A 22,415-nucleotide genomic window follows, 5' to 3' on the forward strand; every position below is an offset into this window, starting at 1 on the left:
TTATAATTTGTAATCACCGATTGCCTGTATTGGATTTTGAAGAATTGTGTTGATTAACTGATGGATGTGATTCAATATTTCCTGTATTTTTTCCGCTTCATATACGGTTTGATCATATCCAAACTTTATTGTAAGTTTCTCTTCAGGGAAGCACATAATTCCAAACTTTACATGCGGCTCATCAACAACTTCATAATCTGTGATGGCAAAATTTCTGTTTTCATTTGAAGAAAAGATAGCTGGGTTAGTCGGATAGTTTTCAAAAACCCAAAGATGGTCAGTCAACTGATTTTTTAATTCACTTTGTTTTTGTATATCAACAAATGAATAGTATGCATACTCATTACATTTCAATGTTTCTAGTTGTACTTTTTGCAGGAAGTCCACAAAAGATTGCGTTTCTGTCCATGCTAGTCGGATAGGCAAAACATTTGTGAACAGACCGAACATATTTTCAATCCCTTCTACTTCGGGAGGTCTGACTGATACTAGATTAGGTAATACTACTTCTCTCACTCCGTTGTATTTGCCAAGCAATATTCCCCATACAGCCAGTAATGCCGAATTCATAGTTATATTGTTTTTAGTTACAAATGTCTGTAACTGATTAGTCAAATCCTTATCTAATGTTAAATCCTTAAATGTGAAATTTAACCCTTCACTTTGAGTTGGTACTTTCTTTTTAGGAATGCTAATTTTCCGATTGTATCCTGATAAATAATCCCGCCAAAAATGACGTGCTTTTTCATGATCACGTGTTACAGTCCAATCTATGAATGTCTCAAAAGGTTTCACCATAGGTAACTCTGCCGTAGTTCCCGCATTTATTGTTTCATAGAGCTGGAATAATTCGTCTATCAAAATGCTGACGCTCCAACCATCACATAATAGATGATGGGAACTCCAAACCACCTTATGCTCATTATTACCTAGTTGGAATATACAGAGACGGGTCATGAGTTCATCATTTTTGAATCCTTGACTTAAATTTTCATTCATCCACTGGTCTAGGAATTCTTGCTGTTCTTGTTTCGTCATCTCAATCAAGTTTTTTATCTCTGAAATCATTTGAACATCTTGTAGAACAGCTTGCCAAGGTTGTGCTTGTTCATCTTGCACAATTATGGTTCTTAGAGAATCATGACGAGCAACTAATTGTTGGAAACACTGAATAAAGAGATTAATATCCAGCTCCCCCTCAAGTGCCCAAATTGTTTGTTCGAAATATGCATTTGTATCAGGTTCAGTCGCAGCATGCTCATAAATAACTTCCTGGAAAGGTGCCAATGGGTAAATACGTTCTATTTTTATTTCGGGCATTTTTTCTTGTAATTTGATGAGTGTATGTTGATTAAGCTGTTTATCTTTAACATCTAGTGATGTAACTTTATTATCGTTCATTTTGTTTACATCACTTGTTTGCGAATTTGGAAGATATTCTAGCTTTTTAACAAATTGAACCATGTCTCCTAATATAGGAAATGAAAATAAATTTTTTGGTTCTAGCTCAAATCCTTGTCTATACAGTCTGACGGAAACTTGAATAGCTTTTATCGAATCTCCACCTAAGGCAAAGAAATGATCATTTATTCCAATCCGATCTACTTTGAGTACTTCTTGCCAAACACTAGTTAATATTTTTTCCATTTCAGTTTTTGGAGCAATAAATACTTCACTTTTTTGTTTCGCCGGAGTAGGGAGTGCTTTTCTATCTAATTTCCCGTTTGGAGTCAAGGGCAATTGTTCCAAATAAACAAAATAAGAAGGAATCATGTAATCTGGCAAGTGATCTCGCAAATGCTTTCGTAGTTCTGTTGTGCTAATATTTTGCTCAGTTACCACATATGCGACTAAAAATTTTATTCCATACTCATCTGTCTGATCAATCACTACTGCATGTTCGACTTGTTTGTAAGTGAGAAGACAATGGGCGATTTCTTCTAACTCTACTCGATATCCTTGAATTTTGACTTGATAATCTTGTCGGCCTAAAAATTCAATATATCCCTCAGGATGCATTTTTCCACAGTCTCCTGTCTTGTATATAAGACCAAAATCAGGATGTGATACAAATGCTTCATTTGTTTTTTGTTCATCATTTAAATATCCTTTAGCAAGGCCCACTCCCCCGATATATAAATCCCCAATTACACCAACAGGGCACATTTTCTTTTCATAGTTCAACACATAATACGTTTGGTTTGCCAAAGGCATCCCGTATGGAATACTATTCCAATGTGATGCCACCTGATTGACCGGATAATAAATTGACCAAATCGATGCTTCTGTTGCTCCTCCTAGTGAAATTACTTCTGCAATTGGAAAATGTCGTTTTATTTTTTCTGGTAAAGAAAGTGGAATCCAATCTCCACTATGTAAAACTAAACGCAAGGAAGAATGTTCAAAATGAGAACCTACTTGCTCCAATGCCAAATCCATGATTGCAGGCACTGTATTCCAAATTGTAATTCCTCTACGTTCGACAGTACGGATTAATTCTTGCATGTCTCTTGGATCACGAATCATTACCAACATTGCACCTGTGCTCAAAGTTCCGAAAATATCGTATACAGATAGATCAAAACACATGGAAGAAATACCAATAGTACGATCATCTTCATTTACCTGATATTTTTGATTAATATCTTGAATTGTATTTGAAACCGCTTGATGAGTAATAATTACTCCTTTCGGTTTTCCAGTACTTCCTGAAGTGTAGATAATATAGGCAAGATCTTCCGGACCAGCAATGGCAGGCATATCTTCTGTTGTATATAATGACAAATGCCTTTCTTCATAAAGACTAGCTTCTAATAAAAGTTTGCATGTGCTATTTTCTAAAATATATGTTTGACGATCTAAAGGATGGTCAGGATCAATCGGTACATACGCGGCACCCGCTTTTAGAATACCTATCATATTAACAATTGTCTCAACTCGTCTTTGTGCTAAAAGACCAACTTTGTCACCTAGACCAATTCCTTGTTCTTTTAAAAAGTGCGCAACTTGATTGGAACGCTTATGAAGCTCCGAGTATGTTAACCAATCTTGTTCAAAAACCACTGCTACTTCATCCGGTGTGCGTTTTACTTGGTCTGTAAATAATTGATACAGAGTAGTTGAAGGTATTTTTTCTGTTGTCTCATTGTATTGCTCAGTTAAAGTTTGATCCGATTCTTTCATCTGCAAAGATGTTACGTCGCTTTGTTTCACCAATTGTTCCAATAAGTCAACAAATTGGGCGAACATTGCTTCTATCACATCAACATCAAACAATTCTTCAACATAGTTCCAGCTAATTAATAACTCTCCATTTTTTTCAATTACCACATTATCCAAATACACTTGTGGAGTCCGAGCATGAATATGGCGAAGTGAACCAAGCTGTTCCCAAGCAAAAGCACCCGCACCTGCTAGCATCGAGGTGAAAACAATTGGCATAACTGCTTTTGGCGTCATTTGATGATATCGAGTAAAATCTCGAATGAAATTAACTCCATCGTAATGGCGATGTTCAAGGCCATCTAATAAAGTAGATTGCGTTTCTTTTACTCTAGTAAAGAAAGATTGCTCTGGTTTTACATCAATATCCAACAAGATGAGTGAAGTGAAATCTCCCACAATTTTCTCTACTTCTTCATGAACAGGATAACGGTTAAATACAGTCAAATTAATTGCCAATCGATGTTGATTACTCCAATATGCCAACACATCACCATATATTGTACAAAGCAGAGCAGAAGGAGTTACTTCTTTCTCTTGTGCTAACTTTCGTAGCTTTGTCCATTTTTCATTGTCTAGGATTTTAGTAAGTGATTGGAATTTAGGAATAGCAATCTCTATCGGGTCCTTTTTTAACAGCAAGGAAGGCGCAAATGGAAAATCAGGAAGCTTACTTGTCCAATAATCTTTTGCTGTTTTATATTCTGTGCTTTGTTCCATTTCATTATAAATAAACATGTAATCTTGAAAATCAAAAGATAGAGGTCCTAATCTTTGCTCTGGTTTATAATAATAATGAAACAAATCCTGTCCAACAATGTTCATACTAGCTCCATCCATTAATAAAGCATCGTATCGAAAACATAATAAATACGTGTCTTCTTTTACAAGAAAGGCTTTTAATTCAAACAAAGGCCATTGCCCCAAAGGGAATACATGGTTAGTCATTCGAGAACGTTCTTCTCGCAAGCGAGCATTTTGTTTCCCATCATCTAAATCTATGAGGCTCACTATTTCAATCTCGTAATCAGGAACACTTTCTAATATTTGCTGTTTTCCCTCTGATAAAATTACAGCTCGCAACATTGGATGACGATGAATTACCTTTTGAAGACTTTTTGAAAGACGATTGATATCCAATTCTGTTTCATATTCAAAATATGTTTGAGGTGAAATACCACTTAATTCAAACTGTGAATTCCTTCCTAACATATACGCTGTCTGAACTTCTGTTAAGGGAAATGGCTTAGACAAATTTTTAACATGAGTTGGTCTATTTTCAAACCTTTCCTCTTTATGCTCTACCTCTATACAAGAACTAAGTTGAGCAATCGTAGGGTGCTTAAAAAAATCTGTTGTACTTATTTTCAAACAGTCTTTTCTTAATAAATTTATTACCTGTAATGCTTTAATCGATTCTCCTTTTAGTGCGAAAAAATTATCATGAATACCAATTCCCTCAATCTCCATAACTTTTTCCCATGCATGCACCAATTTTTGTTCAATTTCATTGCGCGGGGCAACGTATGGAATTGATACATAATCAGTTTGTGTTATATCCAATAACCTTTTCCTATCTACTTTCCCATTTGGATTCAACGGAATCTCTTCCACCTGAATCATTTTTTCAGGAATCATGAACTCAGGTAATTTATCACTTAAATATTTTCTGATTTCACCAAAAGGGACCTTATTATCCGATACATAGTAAGCAGCTAATAATTTCCTATTTCCATATACTTGATCAACAACAATAGCTTGGTTTATTTCTGGATACTCCCTTAACTGACTTTCGATTTCTCTTAATTCAATCCGATACCCCCGAATTTTCACTTGATGATCCATTCGACCTAGATATTCAAGCTCCCCATTAGGCAACCAACGAACAAGATCACCCGTATGATACATCATTTCTCCTACCATAAATGGACTCTGTACAAACTTTTCATCTGTCAGTTTAGGTTTACCAAGATACCCTCGTGCTACCGCCACGCCAGCAATGCAGAGTTCACCCGGAATTCCAAATGGTTTTAATTGACCATACTTATTCAATATATAGGAATGATAATTCGGATTGGGATTTCCAATCGTAACTTCTTTGGCAGTGCTTAAATCCTTTACTGTTGCACAAATAGTTGTTTCTGTAGGACCATAAATATTTAAAATCGTTGCTTCACTAATACATCGAATCTTTTCAACCAAATCAATGGAAAATGCTTCTCCAGCTAACAAAATAGATTTTAAATCTTTTAGAAAATTTGCCCCTTCTGGATCACTCAAAATAACTTCCATTCGCGATGGCGTTGACTCCCATAGATCCACATTATGCTCTTTGACCAAATGAGCCAATTCTTTTGTTGCAAACTGGTCCTCTGTAGCAATAACTACTTTCGAACCTTGAGTTAAAGGAAGACATATTTCTAACAGGGAAATATCAAAAGATACACTAGCAAGAAACAAGAATGAATGATTATCTTTTACTTTTTCTCTCATTACACTTAAAAAATGGACAAGAGATTTCTGTTCCACCATTACTCCTTTTGGATTTCCTGTCGATCCTGATGTGTAAATAACATAAGCCAAATCATTAGGATGACTTTCTCGAACTAAATTACTTTCTTCACCTTGGAAGAAATGCCCCTCATCAAGATACAGCACTTCACCCGCAAATTGTGGCAATTCTACTTCTGTTCGCTTGCTCAGTAAACATTTTGCTTGACTATCTTGTAACATATATTCAATTCGTTCATTTGGATAATTAGGATCGATTGGTAAATATGCTGCTCCGGCTTTCAATATCCCCACCATACCAATGATCATTTCTAATGACCGATCCACCATAACCCCAATAATACTTTCTGTCGAAACATCTTTACTTTGAAGAATAGAAGCCAATTGATTTGCTTTCTTATTCAATTCTCTATATGTCAAAGGTTGATCATTACAAACAACAGCAATTTGATCTGGGGTTTTTGATACTTGCTTCTCAAACAAATCTTGAAATGATTGAGACAATTCTATGTCCGCCTGACCTTGATTCAATTCTTTTAGCAACTCTTTCTCTTCTTCTGAAATGATACAAATATCTTTCACAGCCAAATTCGAATTTGTTGACACTTGCTTTAAAACATAAAGATATGAATTTGCAAACTGTTGCAAAGAAGAGAATGAATGAGACTTGAAAGAAATTTGAAATTCAAATTCATTATGTATTTCATTCCATTTTCTTCGTATCCATATGGCTAAATTATTCTCTGCGTATTCTTCTATCGAATTTTTATTATGTAATCCTTCCATCCCAATAACAATTTGAAAAGGAGTTAAATGGTGTTTCGCTAATAATTCAGAAAGTGGATAACTCTGATTGTCATACCCGAATAAAGTCGCTTGTTCAATCTGATTTACTACTTCTTTAAAGCTGTGATGAGGATGGATTTCACTTCCTAAAGGAATCAATTTATTAAGATTCTCGCTTTGTTCAAGATTTTTTTCAATTACAGGAATACCAATAGTAATTTTTTCTTGATCTGTATAGTGTGCCAAACAAATCCTTAACGTGGCCTGTAACCAACTAAATAATAATAAATCTTGAGACTTACTTACTTTTTGTATACTTTTACTAAACTCTACATTCATTATGACTTGAACGTGCTCGCAAGGATTTTCTTTATTTAGTTGGTAACCGCTATTAAATACAGAAAAATCGAGAACCTCGGAAGATAACTGCTCCTTCCAAAACGCCTCTACCCCTTTATTTTCATGAATCGAACTTCGATCTTTAATGTGCATTTTTATCTTTATCCCCCTAATATTCATTTCATCTATTCGTTAATTTTCAAGCCAACTTCAAGCCCATGGAGAAATACTTGATGGCTATCCAAACATAAAAATTGCTCAATCTCTTCAAATTTCATATGACCAACTGAACAAACGCCTAAATTCAAAGTCTCAGCCACCATATTTAAGGTAGCAGTGATAATACCAGACTCAATACAAGCAAATAAATATCCATCTGAACCGTATTTTGGGATGGAAGCGTTCGCATTATAAACCAAATAAACTGAAAAGGCAGACTGAGTAAATAAATCTTGGTTAATTAACTCATGATCACTTTTGATTACTTGATCAATATTATTTACAATCACAAGACAGTTTTTTGATGGGTTATAATAATAAAATCCAGCTTTCATACCTTCTATACGTTTTGGTTTTATATAAATAAAGATATCAATAGGGTAGAGCCCGCCTGCACTTGCGTAATGATAGTATATATTTTCTTTCCTAACCTGTTTTAGAGTTGATATGAATTGGGAAAATTCTAAAAAACTAATATGTTTTTTCATATCGAATTGGCGACAAGACCTACGCTCCTTGATTATAGTTGGTAGCTCATTTGTTGTTTCAAGTTGAATTTCGGCTGGTCGCGCAGAAACGTGCGTTCGATTCAATTGTTCACTCATATACATATCTAAATATTCTTTAGAAAAGCGAATCTGGTCGCTATATGGATTTGGAAAAATCTTTTCTTGTGTGGAAAATACTTCTCTTGGGTGTAATATGTTACTTACTAACACACGATTTTTTATCATAAGCTCTATTGTTTTTTGTGTCTCTTCTACATTTCCTAAAGAAAAGCGTTCTACTAGTTCACTAATTTTCACACCTTTTTGAGTCAAAAAATAAAACTCAGGAAACCACTCAGACAGAATACCTGTAAATCTCATTTCCCCTATCAAAACTTCATTATGCAACTTCTCCCAATGTTTAATAGGAGACCAATAATAAATTTTCTCGCTCATATAACCCTCCATAAACTTTTAACTTAATTTTCAAATACACTTTTCTAATCTACAAAAATAATTTTTAGATTCTTCCTCTTGTCTCGAAGTGATTATAAATACATGTACTTCAATAAAGCTTGAGAATAATAAAATAACTTTTTCTTCATTAAAATTTTTTATTTCATCATAAAAAATATTTTTTTATTAGACATTTCACATCCTTTCCCATAGTAATCCTATAAGGTATAAACCATTTAGAACATTGAGAATATTCGTGTATTTCCAATGTGAAATTATTGTAATGGATTGGAAAGCAGATGGATATAGTTATTAAACACAATAATATTGAGAAAGTTTTATTTGTTATAGCAATAAAATTTTCTAATGAGATTTATTACATATAGATTAAGAAAAGAATTTAATATTTTTCTTTTGAAGTTAGTGTGAAAATGCAACTTACTTTTACATACAAGTTATTTACTAACATATCGTATTTAAAATAGAGAAAAGACACCTTAAATGGTGTCTTTTCTCTATTTTAATTCCATATACTTTTTCATCTTTGCTATTTTTTAAACGATTTGTAGGAATTAATACAAAGATATCTTCTCCTCCTACTGTTACAATAGAAATAATTTCTTGTCTATTTCCTTTATTAAATTGTAATATAATTACAGTATGTGAAATTATATTAATTTAATTTTAAAAGCGAAGTGAAAATAACCGTCACTTCGCTTTTTGCATGTACAATCCTTATTACATGTACTCAATTCAGTATATACTTCCACATGACTTGCTTTTATTTAATCGGTTTCGCTGTTTTTAAAACGAATGAACTTAATGCAGGAACTTTAATTTTATTATTATGGACAACATAAAGTGTTTTACTACCTGCCTGCTTACCATCTACTAGTACTTTCCAAGGACCTTTCGATGGCAAAGTTATGTCAACGGATTCTCTATTTGCATTGTGAGCCACCATAAAGTTTTCATTTTTATTCCCATTGCCCTTTCCATCTATTGAATAAGCTATAACATTTTTGGGAGCATCTATAAATGATATATGCTTTTTAATTTGCTCAGTAGATGTCATTCGAAAAGCTGGGTACTTTTTGCGTAAATCTATTAAGCCCTTCATATAATCTACTTCATTATTATATGCTGCACGGCGTAACCAATCCATCTGGTTAATTGAATCAGGAGATTTGTAACTGTTATGATCACCATATTTCGTGCGCATAAACTCTTGCCCTGCATGTAAAAATGGAATTCCTTGTGATGTTAATAAAATTGAAGAAGACAATTTGTGCATTTGTTTTCGCACTTCTGCACTGTCACCTGGATTAGTTAACTCAAGTTTATCCCATAATGTATGATTGTCATGAGCTTCCACATAAGTTAATACCTGTTCCGGATCTTGATAGGTAGACGAATTTGTATCATAGTCAATGCCTGCTGTAATGCCTTTTTTAATACGGTCTTCCATGTTTTGCTTTCCATTTACAAAACCATTTTCTTTCTCTTCAAATACACTACCTTTCAATCCATCACGTATATTATCGTTAAAATGAGCAATCCCTTTCATTTTCTCCGCGTTTTTTTGATTTGCTTTCAACTCAGCTGCAAGAGGTGTATTTAAATCCCAGCCTTCTCCATGCAGTATAATGGAAGGGTCAATTTGATCAACAGCTTTACGTATCTCATTCATTGTTTCATAATCATGAATGCCCATTAAATCAAAACGGAATCCATCTAAATTGTATTCTTTTGCCCAATATGTGACAGAATCAACCATAAACTTCCTCATCATTTTTCGTTCTGAAGCAGTATCATTTCCTACTCCAGTTCCATTTGCAAATGTTCCATCTTCATTGTATCGGTAATAATAACCTGGAACTAACTTATGAAAATTAGATTCAGCCGCATTATACATATGGTTATATACTACGTCCATTACAATACGAAGATTATTATCATGTAGCACTTGAATCATTTGCTTTAATTCAGTTATTCGAACAGTCGGCTCATATGGATTTGTAGAATAGGAGCCCTCTGGGACGTTGAAGTTTTTCGGGTCATATCCCCAGTTGTATTGTGGTTCATTTAAAGTTTCTTCATTGACTGATGCATAATCAAATATCGGTAAAAACTGAACGTGCGTAACACCAAGATCTTTCATATGATCAAGTCCTGTTTTTACACCTTCAGGCCCTTTTGTTCCTTTTTCTGTTACCCCTAAATATTTTCCTTTCTGTTTAATGCCACTTTCAGGTTGGATGGAAAGATCGCGTACATGCAATTCATAAATAATAGCATCTTCCGGTTTTTTAAATTCCGGTTTTTTATTTGCTTTCCATTTTTTCGGATTTGTTTCGTTTAAATCAATGACTACACCTTTATCTCCATTTACAGAAGCAGCACGCACATATGGATCAACTGCTTCAGTCCATTTATCCCCAATTTTCACCTTATACGTATAAAAGAGACCTTTTTGGTTCCCTTTAATTTCTGCTTTCCAAGTTCCCTTTTCACCTTGTTGCATGTTTATTTCAGTACCTATTTTATCGTTCCATTTTTTATATGTAACTAACTTTGCTTCACTCGCAGTAGGAGCCCATACACGGAATTTTGTATGTTGCGGGGAATATAAATTCCCTAGATCGTTACCACTATAATAAAATAATTTATCAAACTCTTCGCTACGAATGACTTTACCGATTTCAGTATTCATATAAGCTAAGTTTTCTATTTTAACTTTGTATGTCTGTTTTAAATCAATTTTCTGTTCTGTAATTATTTTCACCTTATTAGTAATATCTCCACCATTTTTATCAAAAGGATTAATTTCCTTAATTTTAATGCCCTCAATTTCAATTTTCTGTTCCTTACTATTAAAAGGAACATTAGTCGTTACAGTGATTTCATTAAAACTATCAATAGTAGCTTTTTGAATTGTGAGATCTGAAGAAGGCTTAGAGTTATATACTTTTTCATCACCCGAAAGAATCCATACTTCAGCACGACCGTCCTTTATATTTTCAATCCAACGATCGCCACCATCTTTTTCCCACTCATTCGTACGAATAATAAATCCTACACGATTATAGTCACCATCTATTTTAATCTTTGCGTACTTTCCAAATTCATCTTCACCAGTAAATTCATATGATTTACCATTTGCATTTTCTCCCCACATCCAAAGATTCCAGTCTTTTGTGTTTCCAGACTGCTCTTTGTAATGAACGATAATTTCAGTTGTTTTTGAATTTGAAACTGCCTTCACATTCTGAAAAGAGAAAACAGATGATAACATAACGATTATAGTAAGTAATAAAACTGATTTGTTAATTAATCTTTTTGTTATTCGCACCACATACACCCTTTCTTTAAATAGTACGAGCGATTTATTATGCTCGTATAAATTACACTGCTTAAATTAAACTAGAAATCTCTTTTACTTCACCTCCATATTGGCTATTTTCACATATGTATTTCAATGACCTTTTAATACGAAAGCGTTTGCATTAAAACTTAAAAAAATAGATTTTTTATGCCTTTATATACTTATAAATACTAAAAGATCAGGGAAATCATTTTAAAGCAATCGTTTGTTATCGTTTTCATTCTATAGCACTTTCTATCAAGAGGTCAATATATTATTAATTTTCTGTTTTTATATACATTTAACCTTATATATTATTCGCAACGTATTGAAGATAGACAGCCTAATTATCGCTTAGTAAGTTTATTATCAATAATGCATTGCTGTGTAAAAAAACAGCTAATATCCTTAAAGTGACATTAGCTGTTTTTCATAATGTATTAATATAAGAATGAAAATAATACTTCTAACTTACTTAATTTTTGCTGCATCAAATGCCTTTTGAACTGCTTGAACTTCAGCTGTATTCGCTCCATATTTATTAGTTGCCACTCGAATACATGCAGACTTCAATTCTTTGAAATTAGAAGTCATGTTTAACTCATCTGTATTTGCATAATAGAAAATATCAAACATTTTATCTTCACCAATTCCTTTAACAGTTACTCCGTTATGAGTTCCACCTTTTGCAATGAGATACGCAACTTTATTAATAATGCTTGAATTAAAATGAACGCCGCCTTGATCCCAGCCATTAAAATCGTTAAATTCACTGTAATCATCTGGATAAGGTACTCCAAGTGAAGATTGCACAGAAGCTGGGTTTTCCATATCACGGAAAACAGATCCGGTTTGTTCACCCATTGTCCAGTTAAATGTTCCGTTATTTACGTATTTCTCAATAGATGTTCCCATAATATCAGATAGTGCCTCATTGATTGCACCAGATTCACCGTAATATTCAAGATTAGATTCGCTAGAAGTAACAGCATGTGTAAATTCATGTCCAGCTACGTCATATGCTTTAACGATAGGATCGCCATATACAAGCATACTTCCATTATTAGCACTTAATGCATTCTGCCAATTTTTCGGATCGTTCGTATCTTCAGAATCCCAAGCATGTACAACTGAAACTACCTTTTGTCCCTTATTATCAAAACTATTACGCTTGTATTTATCTTTGTAAAAATCAAATACCTTTGTTGCTAAGTAATGAGCACTTACTGCTTTTGGATCGTTAAATGTTGTTGAAGTACTAGTTGCTAATGTACCAGGATAATAGCTTTCTTCTTTAGTAATATCTTTGTAATTCACATCATAAGTTTCAATTCCTTGCCCTCTTGTATAATCAGCAAGCGCATATTTGCCATTACTTTGTTTAGAAATACCAAATGAACGAGAAATACCTAAATCATCTTTTCCTGTTCCAGTTAATGATGTAAGACTGCTTTTTTTACTTTCCTTTAAGGCCCCAACTAGTTTTTCACTTGCTTTTAAGTTAGATTCTTGTACCATATTTTTTAACATATTGCCATTTTGCGCATTTACTAAATAAGTTCCAGAAACATAGTTTGGTGTTGCAGCTTCAAATGTAACTTGGTATGCATTGCTAGCTTGTCCATTATTTTCATCAACAAAAATAACTTCCTTAATTTCTGGCTCAGAAATAAACTTGATATCGTTCCCGTACTTCGTAAAAATATATTGTTTTGCTTCATCTTTTGATAGATTAATAGTTTTTTTCAATTCTTCTTGTTTTAAATTTTGCGCGCTATCACCTGAAACACTTTTAATAACCCCCTTATTATCTACGTGTGCGGTTAATTGATGGCCATATACTTCTTTTCCTTCATATGTTTGCTGGATACGTACGAGTGTAGTCCCATCATACGAATCACGTTTTTGAAGAACTTTATAATCTACTCCTGTTTCTCCATTGACTTGTTTTTGGGACAGAGCTTGTTCTGTTTTCTCCTTAAGTGCATCCTTTACTACATTTTCTGGTGCCTTTTGTGACGGTTGTGTAAGTTCACCCGAACGGAACGATTCCTCCTGAATTTGAACTTGTAGTTGATCTGTTTCCTCTGCATGACCTATTCCGTATGGTGCCACAGCTGTTAAAGCTAATCCTGTTGTTAATGCTACCTTAGTTAATGTCTTTGTGTTTTTCATTTTTTCACCTCGTATAATTTTTGAAATAGAAAGCTTGTACAAAGTATACTGTCTATTTATGTCGAAAAAAAGAGAAAATACAAAATTTATGTAATATTATGCAAAATTACATAAATTGTGGTCAATATTGTAAATAATTAACGGAACACATAAGTACATTAATTTGAATAAAAAAAGAATCCTTTTTGGCAGCGCTCATCCAATTGGTTAGTTATTAATTACCTATATTTATTCTAATAAAAGTACACTTACATCTAAATAACAACATAAAAACCCACTCTTTACTATTGTAAGAGTGGGTTTAATGCTATTAAAATAACAATTACTATAAGAAACCTTATAATTTATATTTTTTTAGTAATCCTACTAAGTTTTTTATAAAATTCACCTTTTGTCTTTGTATGATTAAACTGATTTGGATTAATATTAGCTTTTTGCGAGAGTGCTACAATCTCTTCTTTTGTAATTGAATCTTTAGTATTTATAGATGCTATATTTGTATATTTTCCATCTTCTGTTTTTGGAATTTCTAAAATCCCTTTATTTACAAGATCAACTACAGCTTTATGCTCTGAAGAATGTGTATCTACACCAGTAATTTTCCAATTACGCATAACTTTTGGCGTATATACACCGTTCTTTACCTCTTTTAAATACGTAATAGCAAGGTTACGAATGGTTCCACCTGTTTCTCCGAATGCATTCTCTTGTTTAGATGACCAAGTTTGTTCAAATTTACGTCCCTCTAAAGCTCCCCCTTTTGCCTGTAGAGCCTCCATTCTATACGCATTCATTCCTAGCGTCATAACATCGCTCATTTTAATCGGTTTATTTGTACGAATAGAGCGTAAATTTGTAATTCTACTACCATATGGCTTTGTTAAATCAATTTCGTATTTTACGCCTCCAAAGAAATCATTCGTACTGTATTTAGACGCGCGACGGTTTTTATCAAAACTAACTGTTACATCTCCGGCACGAGATGAGTTAAAATATCCTGCTGCCCATTCCATATAGTCTTTTAAATCTTTTCCAGTTATCTTGTAAACTGTAATTTCTCCCAAAGCATATTGATAATTATACGCAATATCTTTCTTCTTTATAGGCCCTATATCCAAACGGGCAGAATCATTATCAATTTGATGGGCTACTACATCCGCTTTACTGTAATGGAGCATAACTTCATGAAAGAAATCTGATAAAGGTGTCTCTTGAATCTGCACACTTGGAATACCCTTTATTTCATTTTCAGGAACAAGGTTTCTCCCTTTTAATTGAGCAACTACAACATTTGCATCTCCTCTTGCATACTCATGAAAAGGTGTTAATGTTTCTTCAAGTGCAGAATCAGATAATACTGTTGTTCCATCAGCATTTTTTACAGGTATAGCGGTAGCTGTTTTATCTTTTAAAACAAGCTTTCCATCTTGCTTTGTAAAAGTAAGGTCAATACGTGAAATATGCGTTCCATATTTATCTGGTTCTGTAATAATTACGCCATTTACAACTTCTTTTTTTACAAGTTTATGCATATGAGCCGCAAAAATAGCGCTTAGTTCCGGACAAGCATTCGCAATATCTTGAACACCAGTACCTGGGATTCCATTCTCATTTTCTAGTCCCATATGCATAACCCCTACCATTACATCTACTTTACCTTCTAATTCTTTAATTGCCTTTTTTGTCTCTTCTACTGGATTTTTCACTACTAAACCATCCAAATGATCTGTCCCTTTTTCAAAATCACTAATCATTGGTGTATTCATACCAATAATCCCGACTTTAATTCCACCTTTTTCAACAATCGTATATGCAGGAAGAAAACGCTCTCCATTTTCCTTATAAATATTTCCTGCTAACGTCTTTCCTTTATATTGCTCACTAACTTTTTTCAATGTATCTAATCCAAAGTTGAATTCATGATTTCCAAATGCCCAGGCGTCATATCCCATTGTATTCATCGCTACCATCATTGGCGATTGTGGCTTATCGTTGAATAATTCTACTGAGTTTCCTTGAATTGTATCCCCGGCATCTACTAATATGGTATTTGGATTTTCTTGACGTACCTTCTTTATAACCGTATAAAGCTGCGTCAAACTTCCACTCATATTTGCTCCATCAAGCGCATAATCCCAAGGCATAAATCTACCATGAATATCTGCAGTACCTAACAATGTAATGTTAACATCAGATTCCTCAGCCTTAGAAATAGCTGGTTTGACTGTTACTGCTGTTACAAGAAGCATAAGAATAATAAAATAGCATACATAGTTCTTCCATTTCATTTTTTGCATAATAACAATATTTCTCCCCTTTTTGTACTGGCATAAAGTTGCTTGAACTTTAAAAATGTAACTTATTATTCGGAAAAATTCAACTACAAAAGATAATTTTGGAGGTGGTTTTACTGTGAAAATATAGAGAATCAAATGCATATTTCCCCTAACAGAATAGTATGTTATCGTTTTCTAACAAAATACTTCTTCCTCCAACGTGTGAAGAGCGCTAAACCAACGGTAGATGTATATGTGCTTTCAAAATTTTGGACATATAACTCATTTTCGGATTTCATTACCAATTTACTTCCTTCTATATGAAAATACTGAGATCACTTCCAAAAATAATAACCCCGCTCTTCATTTAAGACGGGGTTCCACTTATACAGCAAATCGGATTCAGTTTTTTTTCGAATGTTCGTTTCCTCTTCAGGAGTAAGATCTGCTAGTTTCGTATTTTCTTCTGCTTATTAGTTGCGTTCAACTACATTCATCATAATTTTAATCAGGATTTGAATTTTATCACTCGAACCCTTGATACTATCCCAAATCGCCCAATAAAAAGATAATGATTTTTACTTTTCAACTTCACAAAGCAATTTTATCTCTTTAATTTGTTCTATATGACGCTGTTCATGCAAATAGATCAGTTCTATCCACTGATCTAGAAGTAATTCTCCAAGAGCTGGATGCATCACTGATTTTTTCGCTAATATAGATTCATCTTCTATTGTACGCAGGAAACGCATCAATTCTTTTCTAGCGTTGTTTAACAAATCAATCATTTGCTGTACTTCAAATGTTTCTATACTTGGTTCAATCATTTCTGGAGCTATAAATTTTATCGATCTATCTAATACAATAGCGTGAATTTCTTTACGCTCATTTTGGATACTATCCATCTTTTTTAATCCTGACGAAATAACTGTTATAACTCTCTCGTCTAATAAAACTAAGTGATGACAAACTTGTGCTATACTCCATTTATCCTGATCTGGTTTTCTATTAAATTGAGCATCACTTAACAAAGTAATTTCCTCAAATAATTGCTTTCTCGTTTCATCAAACTTGTCATTTACAAATGTATTCATGTGAATTCTCCTTTCATTAGAACCTACATACTTAGATTCCTACGTTAGAAATATTCTCTATAGAAAAAAGATTTTCCTTCACTACTATTTCAATCAAATCTTTTCTTGCTTTAATAGTTTCTCTAATTCACGACGAAATATATGCGTTTTCTCAAAATCCTTGAGGTTTTCATGTGCTACAGTTACACCATAATACTTTCCACTGAATCCTTTCGATACAACTACGTAAAACGTTCCTAATTATCAATCTAGCATTAAGTAAATGTAAAAAATCACCCTATTTATTCATTTTTCATGCGTATGTATGTACATTTGTTAATTTATTCGATATATTATGGGTATTGAATGATTACGAAAAGATAATAGGTCGCTCGTATAACACCTTATATTTTTATATCCGTGAAAACTGCAAAATGTATGAAATTCCATTTGTCAAATGAATTTAATGCGGAAGGAGGTTTGTGGTTACTTCATCGGGATATAATAATCAGTTTTGAACTGATAAAAATATAGGAGGCGACATAATGTTTCGTACGATTTCAAATTTCATGAGAGTAGCTGAGATAAGAAACAAAATTCTTTTTACACTAGCGATGCTAATTGTTTTTCGAATTGGCACATTTATTCCAGTTCCTCATACTAACGCAGAGGTATTAAAGGTACAAGATCAAGCCAACGTTTTAGGTATGCTAAACGTATTTGGTGGAGGAGCATTGCAACACTTCTCGATCTTCGCTGTAGGTATTACACCATATATTACAGCTTCCATCATAGTACAATTACTACAAATGGACGTTATACCTAAATTTTCGGAATGGGCAAAGCAAGGTGAAATGGGCCGTAAGAAGTCAGCTCAATTTACTCGATACTTTACAATCATTCTTGCATTCATACAATCCATTGGGATGTCTTATGGTTTTAATAATATAGCAGGTGGACAATTAATAACAGATCAAAGCTGGACTACATACTTATTTATTGCGACAGTTTTAACTGCAGGTACTGCATTTTTACTTTGGTTAGGTGAACAAATTACCGCTAATGGTGTTGGTAATGGGATTTCAATGATTATCTTCGCAGGACTTGTTGCGGCAATTCCGAATGTTGCTAATCAAATTTACTTGCAACAATTTCAAAATGCAGGCGATCAATTATTCATGCACATAATAAAAATGGTTTTAATTGGACTCGTAATTTTAGCGATTGTTGTTGGTGTCATTTACATTCAACAAGCTGTTCGTAAAATACCCATTCAATACGCTAAAGCTGTATCAGGAAACAATCCATATCAAGGAGCAAAAAACACTCATTTACCACTTAAAGTAAATAGTGCTGGTGTAATTCCAGTAATCTTTGCTTCAGCCTTTTTAATGACGCCGCGTACAATTGCGCAGCTCTTCCCTGATTCAGGCGTATCCAAATGGTTAGTCGCAAACCTTGATTTTGCACACCCAATTGGAATGACGCTTTATGTCGGTCTTATCGTTGCTTTCACATACTTCTACGCATTTATTCAAGTAAATCCTGAACAAATGGCTGAGAATTTGAAAAAGCAAAACGGTTATGTTCCTGGTATTCGTCCTGGTAAAGCGACAGAGCAATATGTAACCAAAATTTTATACCGTTTAACATTTATCGGTGCAATTTTCTTAGGTGCAATTTCAATATTACCACTCGTATTTACGAAAATTGCTACGTTACCACCTTCTGCTCAAATTGGTGGTACAAGCTTACTTATTATCGTCGGTGTAGCACTAGAAACAATGAAGACGTTAGAAAGTCAACTTGTGAAACGTCATTACAAAGGGTTTATTAAAAAAGTGAATTAATTATAAAAACACAGTTGGTTATTTTCCCAGCTGTGTTTTTGATTTTACTAGCCCGATAATATACAGGGCCGTTACATTATCCAACTACATTTCCTTCTCTAATAACCGTCCTTGTTTGAAATAAGTCCGTAGTGTTGAACGATTGGCCAAAAATACACCTATCAATATGAAACAAGCACCTATACCCATTGCAGGATTTAATGGTTCTCCTAATACAATATATCCTACAATAATTGCTATTAATGGTGATACATATAACCACGTCGATGGGAATACAGGATTTGTTTTTGATAAAAGCCAGTAATATAATCCGTGCCCACCAATTGATCCGATAAATATGAGGTATAAAATAGGCCACTGTACGCTCCATGAGGTTAATACAGTTACATTCGGCTGCTCTACTATGAATGATACGATTAGTAGCAAAATCCCTCCATAAAACATTTGAATACCATTAATAAGAAATGGTGATACACTTCGTAAATCCGAAAGTATTTCTTTTGAGCGAATAGAACCTATTCCGTAAAATAACTCCCCTACTACTAAAATAATACAAGCAATACTCCATATGAAACTTACTTCTTGATGCATTCCTGGTAAAGAAACAAAAACAACGCCTATTAACGCAATAATTAAAGCGAAAAATTGCTCCTTTTGCAATTGTTTCTTATTTCTTCTTGCTTGTAATAATAAAATCATCATAGGACCTGTTGCAGAAAGTACAGCAGCTAACCCAGAAGAAATATATTGTTCAGCCCAGTACAAAGATGCGAATGTCATGAACGTTAAACAAAAGCCAGCATACATAATACGTTTTGAAAATACATGCGGCATAATTTCTTTTCGCTTCAACTTAAATATAAACATCAAGATTACTCCTGCTAAAAAGAAACGAATTCCTGCTGAAAATAATGGAGGCGCTCCTGCTTCAATTCCGATTTTTATCGTTAAAAATGTTGTGCCGAAAATAATACATACTAAAATATAATTGAAAATGACCATTTTTCTTCCTCCTTTTTACTCTTAACATGAGTATAGAGGGTTTCGTGTATAACAGTGTATCTATGCTTATAACAGTTACATCAAATTGTAGTTGATTCTCTTTCTTTTTTTCGCTTTAATTAAATAAAAAAGAAACAAGGTGAAGCCATGAAGATTGTAATACGGAAAGAATCCAACATACCGTATTATCAACAAATATATATGCAAATTGTTGAAAGAGTACAAAGTGGCATGCTTTCATATGGTGACTCCCTTCCATCATTACGTTATATGGCCGAAGATTTACAAATTAGCTTATTGACTGTTCGTAAGGCGTATAAGCAGCTAGAAACGAAAGGATATATACGCATCGAGCAAGGAAAAGGCGCTTATATATATAAACGTGTAAAGAAAGAGTTCAAAACTATTCCTTATAAATGGCAACAAACGAAAACTATTAATGTTATGCGTTCTCAATATGCAATGAATCAACACCGAAAATATTATGATTTTTCACAAGCGATTTTATATCCACGTCTATTACCAAATCCATTTCTAGCAGACGAAATGCACAAATTGCTGGATAAAAATCCGATGTTACTAGTAACTTATGGACCTATTCAAGGCGATTATGAACTTCGAGTTGAAATAGTTAATTATCTAAAAGAACATCAGAAATTAGTGACAGACCCCTCTCAATTATTAATTACAAGTGGTGCCCAGCAAGGAATTGATTTGATCGCTCAAACATTATTAAAACCTGGAGATATAGTATTAGTAGAAAGCCCTTGTTATGGCGCAGCACTTGATGTTTTTCTCAACAAAGGAGTGCAGATTATACCTATTAGTCTTGATAAAAACGGCATTCGCTCAGACTTAATAGATGACCTTTGTCAAAGAAAGAATCCTGTTTTGTTATATGTGAATCCTACTTTTCAAAACCCAACAGGTACAGTAATGAGTAAAGAACGGAGATTGGAACTTATAGAACTAGCGGAGTTATATGAGTTTTTTATAATTGAAGATGATTCTTTCGGAGAAATATATTTTGAGGATGCTATAGTTCCTCCTCCAATCAAAAGTTTTGATACGAATGGTCATGTAATATATTTAAAAGGTTTTAGTAAAACGTTAGCACCTGGACTACGTATCGCTGCACTTATAGCCGATGGGCCTATTTTTGAATGGTTATATGCTGTGAAGGGTTCGATGGATATCGGTAGCCCGTTATTAACGCAAAAAGCACTACTTCCTTTCTTACGTGCAGAACGTATGAAAAATCATTTAGAAAAATTACGCACCGCTTTACAAATTAGACGCGATTTAACAATCGCTATATTATCGCCACTAAAAGAAATACACTTTAAAATACCAAATGGCGGCTTTAATTTATGGATTACACTTCCTAATACAATTGATCCTTTTAACTTATTACAAAAAGCAAATGAAGCAGATGTCTCTTTTTTACCTGGAACAGCTTGTCTATTAAATAACGATACAAATAATAACCAATTAAGAATTAGCTATTCCATGTTAAATGAAAAAGATATGGCGATTGGATTAGAGAAATTACATGATACAATACGAAACTTTAATTTTTAAAAGTATGTTCACTAGCCCATCAAACTAAGAAAAGCTAATACCCCAAAATAAAAGTACTTTGGGGTATTATAAAATTATGGAGTACTCCAATTTATCTTTATTCACTACAAGTCAATATACAGCGGCTATCATCATTCCACTTTAATTACAATCTTACCTCTAACATGTTGCCCTTCACTCAAAATATGAGCTTCTCTAACCCCTTCTTCATTAAGTGACACAACTTTACTTATGATCGGTTTGATTTTTCCATGTACAATTAAATTTGATAACTCTTCTAATTGTTTTCCACTTGGTTTTAGCCATAAAAATCCTGATTTTATCCCTTTCATTTTATAATTTGGTTCATGAACAATCGAAACTAGAACACCGCCAGGTTTAATAATTTGAAAACTTTTTTCTTGTACTTCGCCACCGATTGTATCTAATACAATATCAAAATCTGATAGTAGCTCTTCAAATTTATCTTTTTTATAATCAATAACGAGATCCGCTCCTAAATCCTTTAAAAATTCTTCATTTTTACCACTTGCAGTAGTTGCAACAAAAGCTCCAAATGATTTTGCAATTTGGATTGCCAAACTTCCGACACCACCAGCTCCAGCGTGAATAAATACTCGGTCATTTTCTTTTATTTTTGCGTAATCTACAAGACTTTGCCAAGCAGTAAGTCCTGCGAGTGGAATAGAAGCTGCCTCTTCAAAACTTAGGTTAGTAGGCATATAAGTTACTAAATCTGATTTTACCGCAATGAATTCAGCATAAGATCCCTTCCCTATATTTTCAGGTTTCGTAAACACTTTATCTCCTATTTTGAAACCTTCTACCTCTTCTCCAACCTCTTCGATAACTCCAGCTACATCTAACCCTAAAGTAATTGGAAATGAAAATTGCAATTGTTGTTGTAAGTCTCCTTTTCTAGTTTTCCAATCAACTGGATTAACAGATGTTGCGAGAATGCGTATTAATACCTCGTTATATGTAACAACTGGTTTTAAAATTTGTCTTTCTTTTAGTTCTTCAACACTACCATATTCATCAATAACAATTGCTTTCATTTCCTCTCCTCCTTG

The 22,415-nt window shown here is 33.6% G+C and carries 10 protein-coding genes; 2 read left to right on the forward strand and 8 right to left on the reverse strand.

Going from position 1 to position 22,415, the window contains the following annotated elements; all coding sequences use genetic code 11:
* The 6 genes from MHB70_RS12195 to MHB70_RS12220 form a co-directional block, all read right to left on the reverse strand.
* Positions 1-7,011 carry a non-ribosomal peptide synthetase gene (locus MHB70_RS12195; protein ID WP_061529412.1) on the reverse strand — a complete coding sequence of 2,337 codons (7,011 nt, stop codon included), beginning with the start codon at positions 7,009-7,011 and terminating at the stop codon, positions 1-3.
* Between the two features lie 32 nt (positions 7,012-7,043).
* Positions 7,044-8,021, reverse strand: a complete 978-nt coding sequence (locus tag MHB70_RS12200; RefSeq protein WP_001290973.1) for a SagB/ThcOx family dehydrogenase — start codon at positions 8,019-8,021, stop codon at positions 7,044-7,046.
* Positions 8,022-8,802: 781 nt separating this feature from the next.
* Positions 8,803-11,373 carry a type I pullulanase gene (gene pulA / locus MHB70_RS12205; RefSeq protein WP_061529411.1) on the reverse strand — a complete coding sequence of 857 codons (2,571 nt, stop codon included), beginning with the start codon at positions 11,371-11,373 and terminating at the stop codon, positions 8,803-8,805.
* Between the two features lie 483 nt (positions 11,374-11,856).
* Positions 11,857-13,560, reverse strand: coding sequence for a M4 family metallopeptidase (locus MHB70_RS12210; RefSeq protein WP_061529410.1), 1,704 nt, complete (start codon positions 13,558-13,560; stop codon positions 11,857-11,859).
* A 344-nt stretch (positions 13,561-13,904) separates the two neighbouring features.
* Positions 13,905-15,857 (reverse strand): bifunctional metallophosphatase/5'-nucleotidase, encoded by a 1,953-nt coding sequence (locus MHB70_RS12215; RefSeq protein ID WP_002038889.1) that lies wholly within the window; start codon positions 15,855-15,857, stop codon positions 13,905-13,907.
* Between the two features lie 557 nt (positions 15,858-16,414).
* Positions 16,415-16,930 (reverse strand): DinB family protein, encoded by a 516-nt coding sequence (locus tag MHB70_RS12220; protein ID WP_001091625.1) that lies wholly within the window; start codon positions 16,928-16,930, stop codon positions 16,415-16,417.
* 524 nt (positions 16,931-17,454) lie between these two features.
* Between MHB70_RS12220 and secY the strand changes: the two genes are divergently transcribed.
* Complete coding sequence (gene secY / locus MHB70_RS12225; protein ID WP_000490108.1) at positions 17,455-18,759, forward strand: preprotein translocase subunit SecY; 1,305 nt, start codon at positions 17,455-17,457, stop codon at positions 18,757-18,759.
* Between the two features lie 84 nt (positions 18,760-18,843).
* Here the strand turns inward: secY and MHB70_RS12230 are convergent, their stop codons facing one another.
* Positions 18,844-19,761 carry a DMT family transporter gene (locus tag MHB70_RS12230; RefSeq protein ID WP_000234345.1) on the reverse strand — a complete coding sequence of 306 codons (918 nt, stop codon included), beginning with the start codon at positions 19,759-19,761 and terminating at the stop codon, positions 18,844-18,846.
* Positions 19,762-19,908: 147 nt separating this feature from the next.
* Here MHB70_RS12230 and pdxR point away from each other — a divergent pair, with 147 nt between their 5' ends.
* Entirely contained in the window at positions 19,909-21,342 is a 1,434-nt protein-coding gene (gene pdxR / locus MHB70_RS12235) for a MocR-like pyridoxine biosynthesis transcription factor PdxR (protein WP_061529409.1), read from the forward strand.
* A 131-nt stretch (positions 21,343-21,473) separates the two neighbouring features.
* Here pdxR and MHB70_RS12240 read toward each other — a convergent pair whose 3' ends face one another.
* Positions 21,474-22,400 carry an NADP-dependent oxidoreductase gene (locus MHB70_RS12240; protein WP_000644551.1) on the reverse strand — a complete coding sequence of 309 codons (927 nt, stop codon included), beginning with the start codon at positions 22,398-22,400 and terminating at the stop codon, positions 21,474-21,476.
* Between the last annotated feature and the right edge of the window lie 15 nt (positions 22,401-22,415).

Origin of the sequence: Bacillus sp. FSL M7-1020, assembly GCF_038050415.1 — a bacterium.
In the GTDB taxonomy this organism is placed as follows: Bacteria; Bacillota; Bacilli; order Bacillales; family Bacillaceae_G; genus Bacillus_A; species Bacillus_A toyonensis.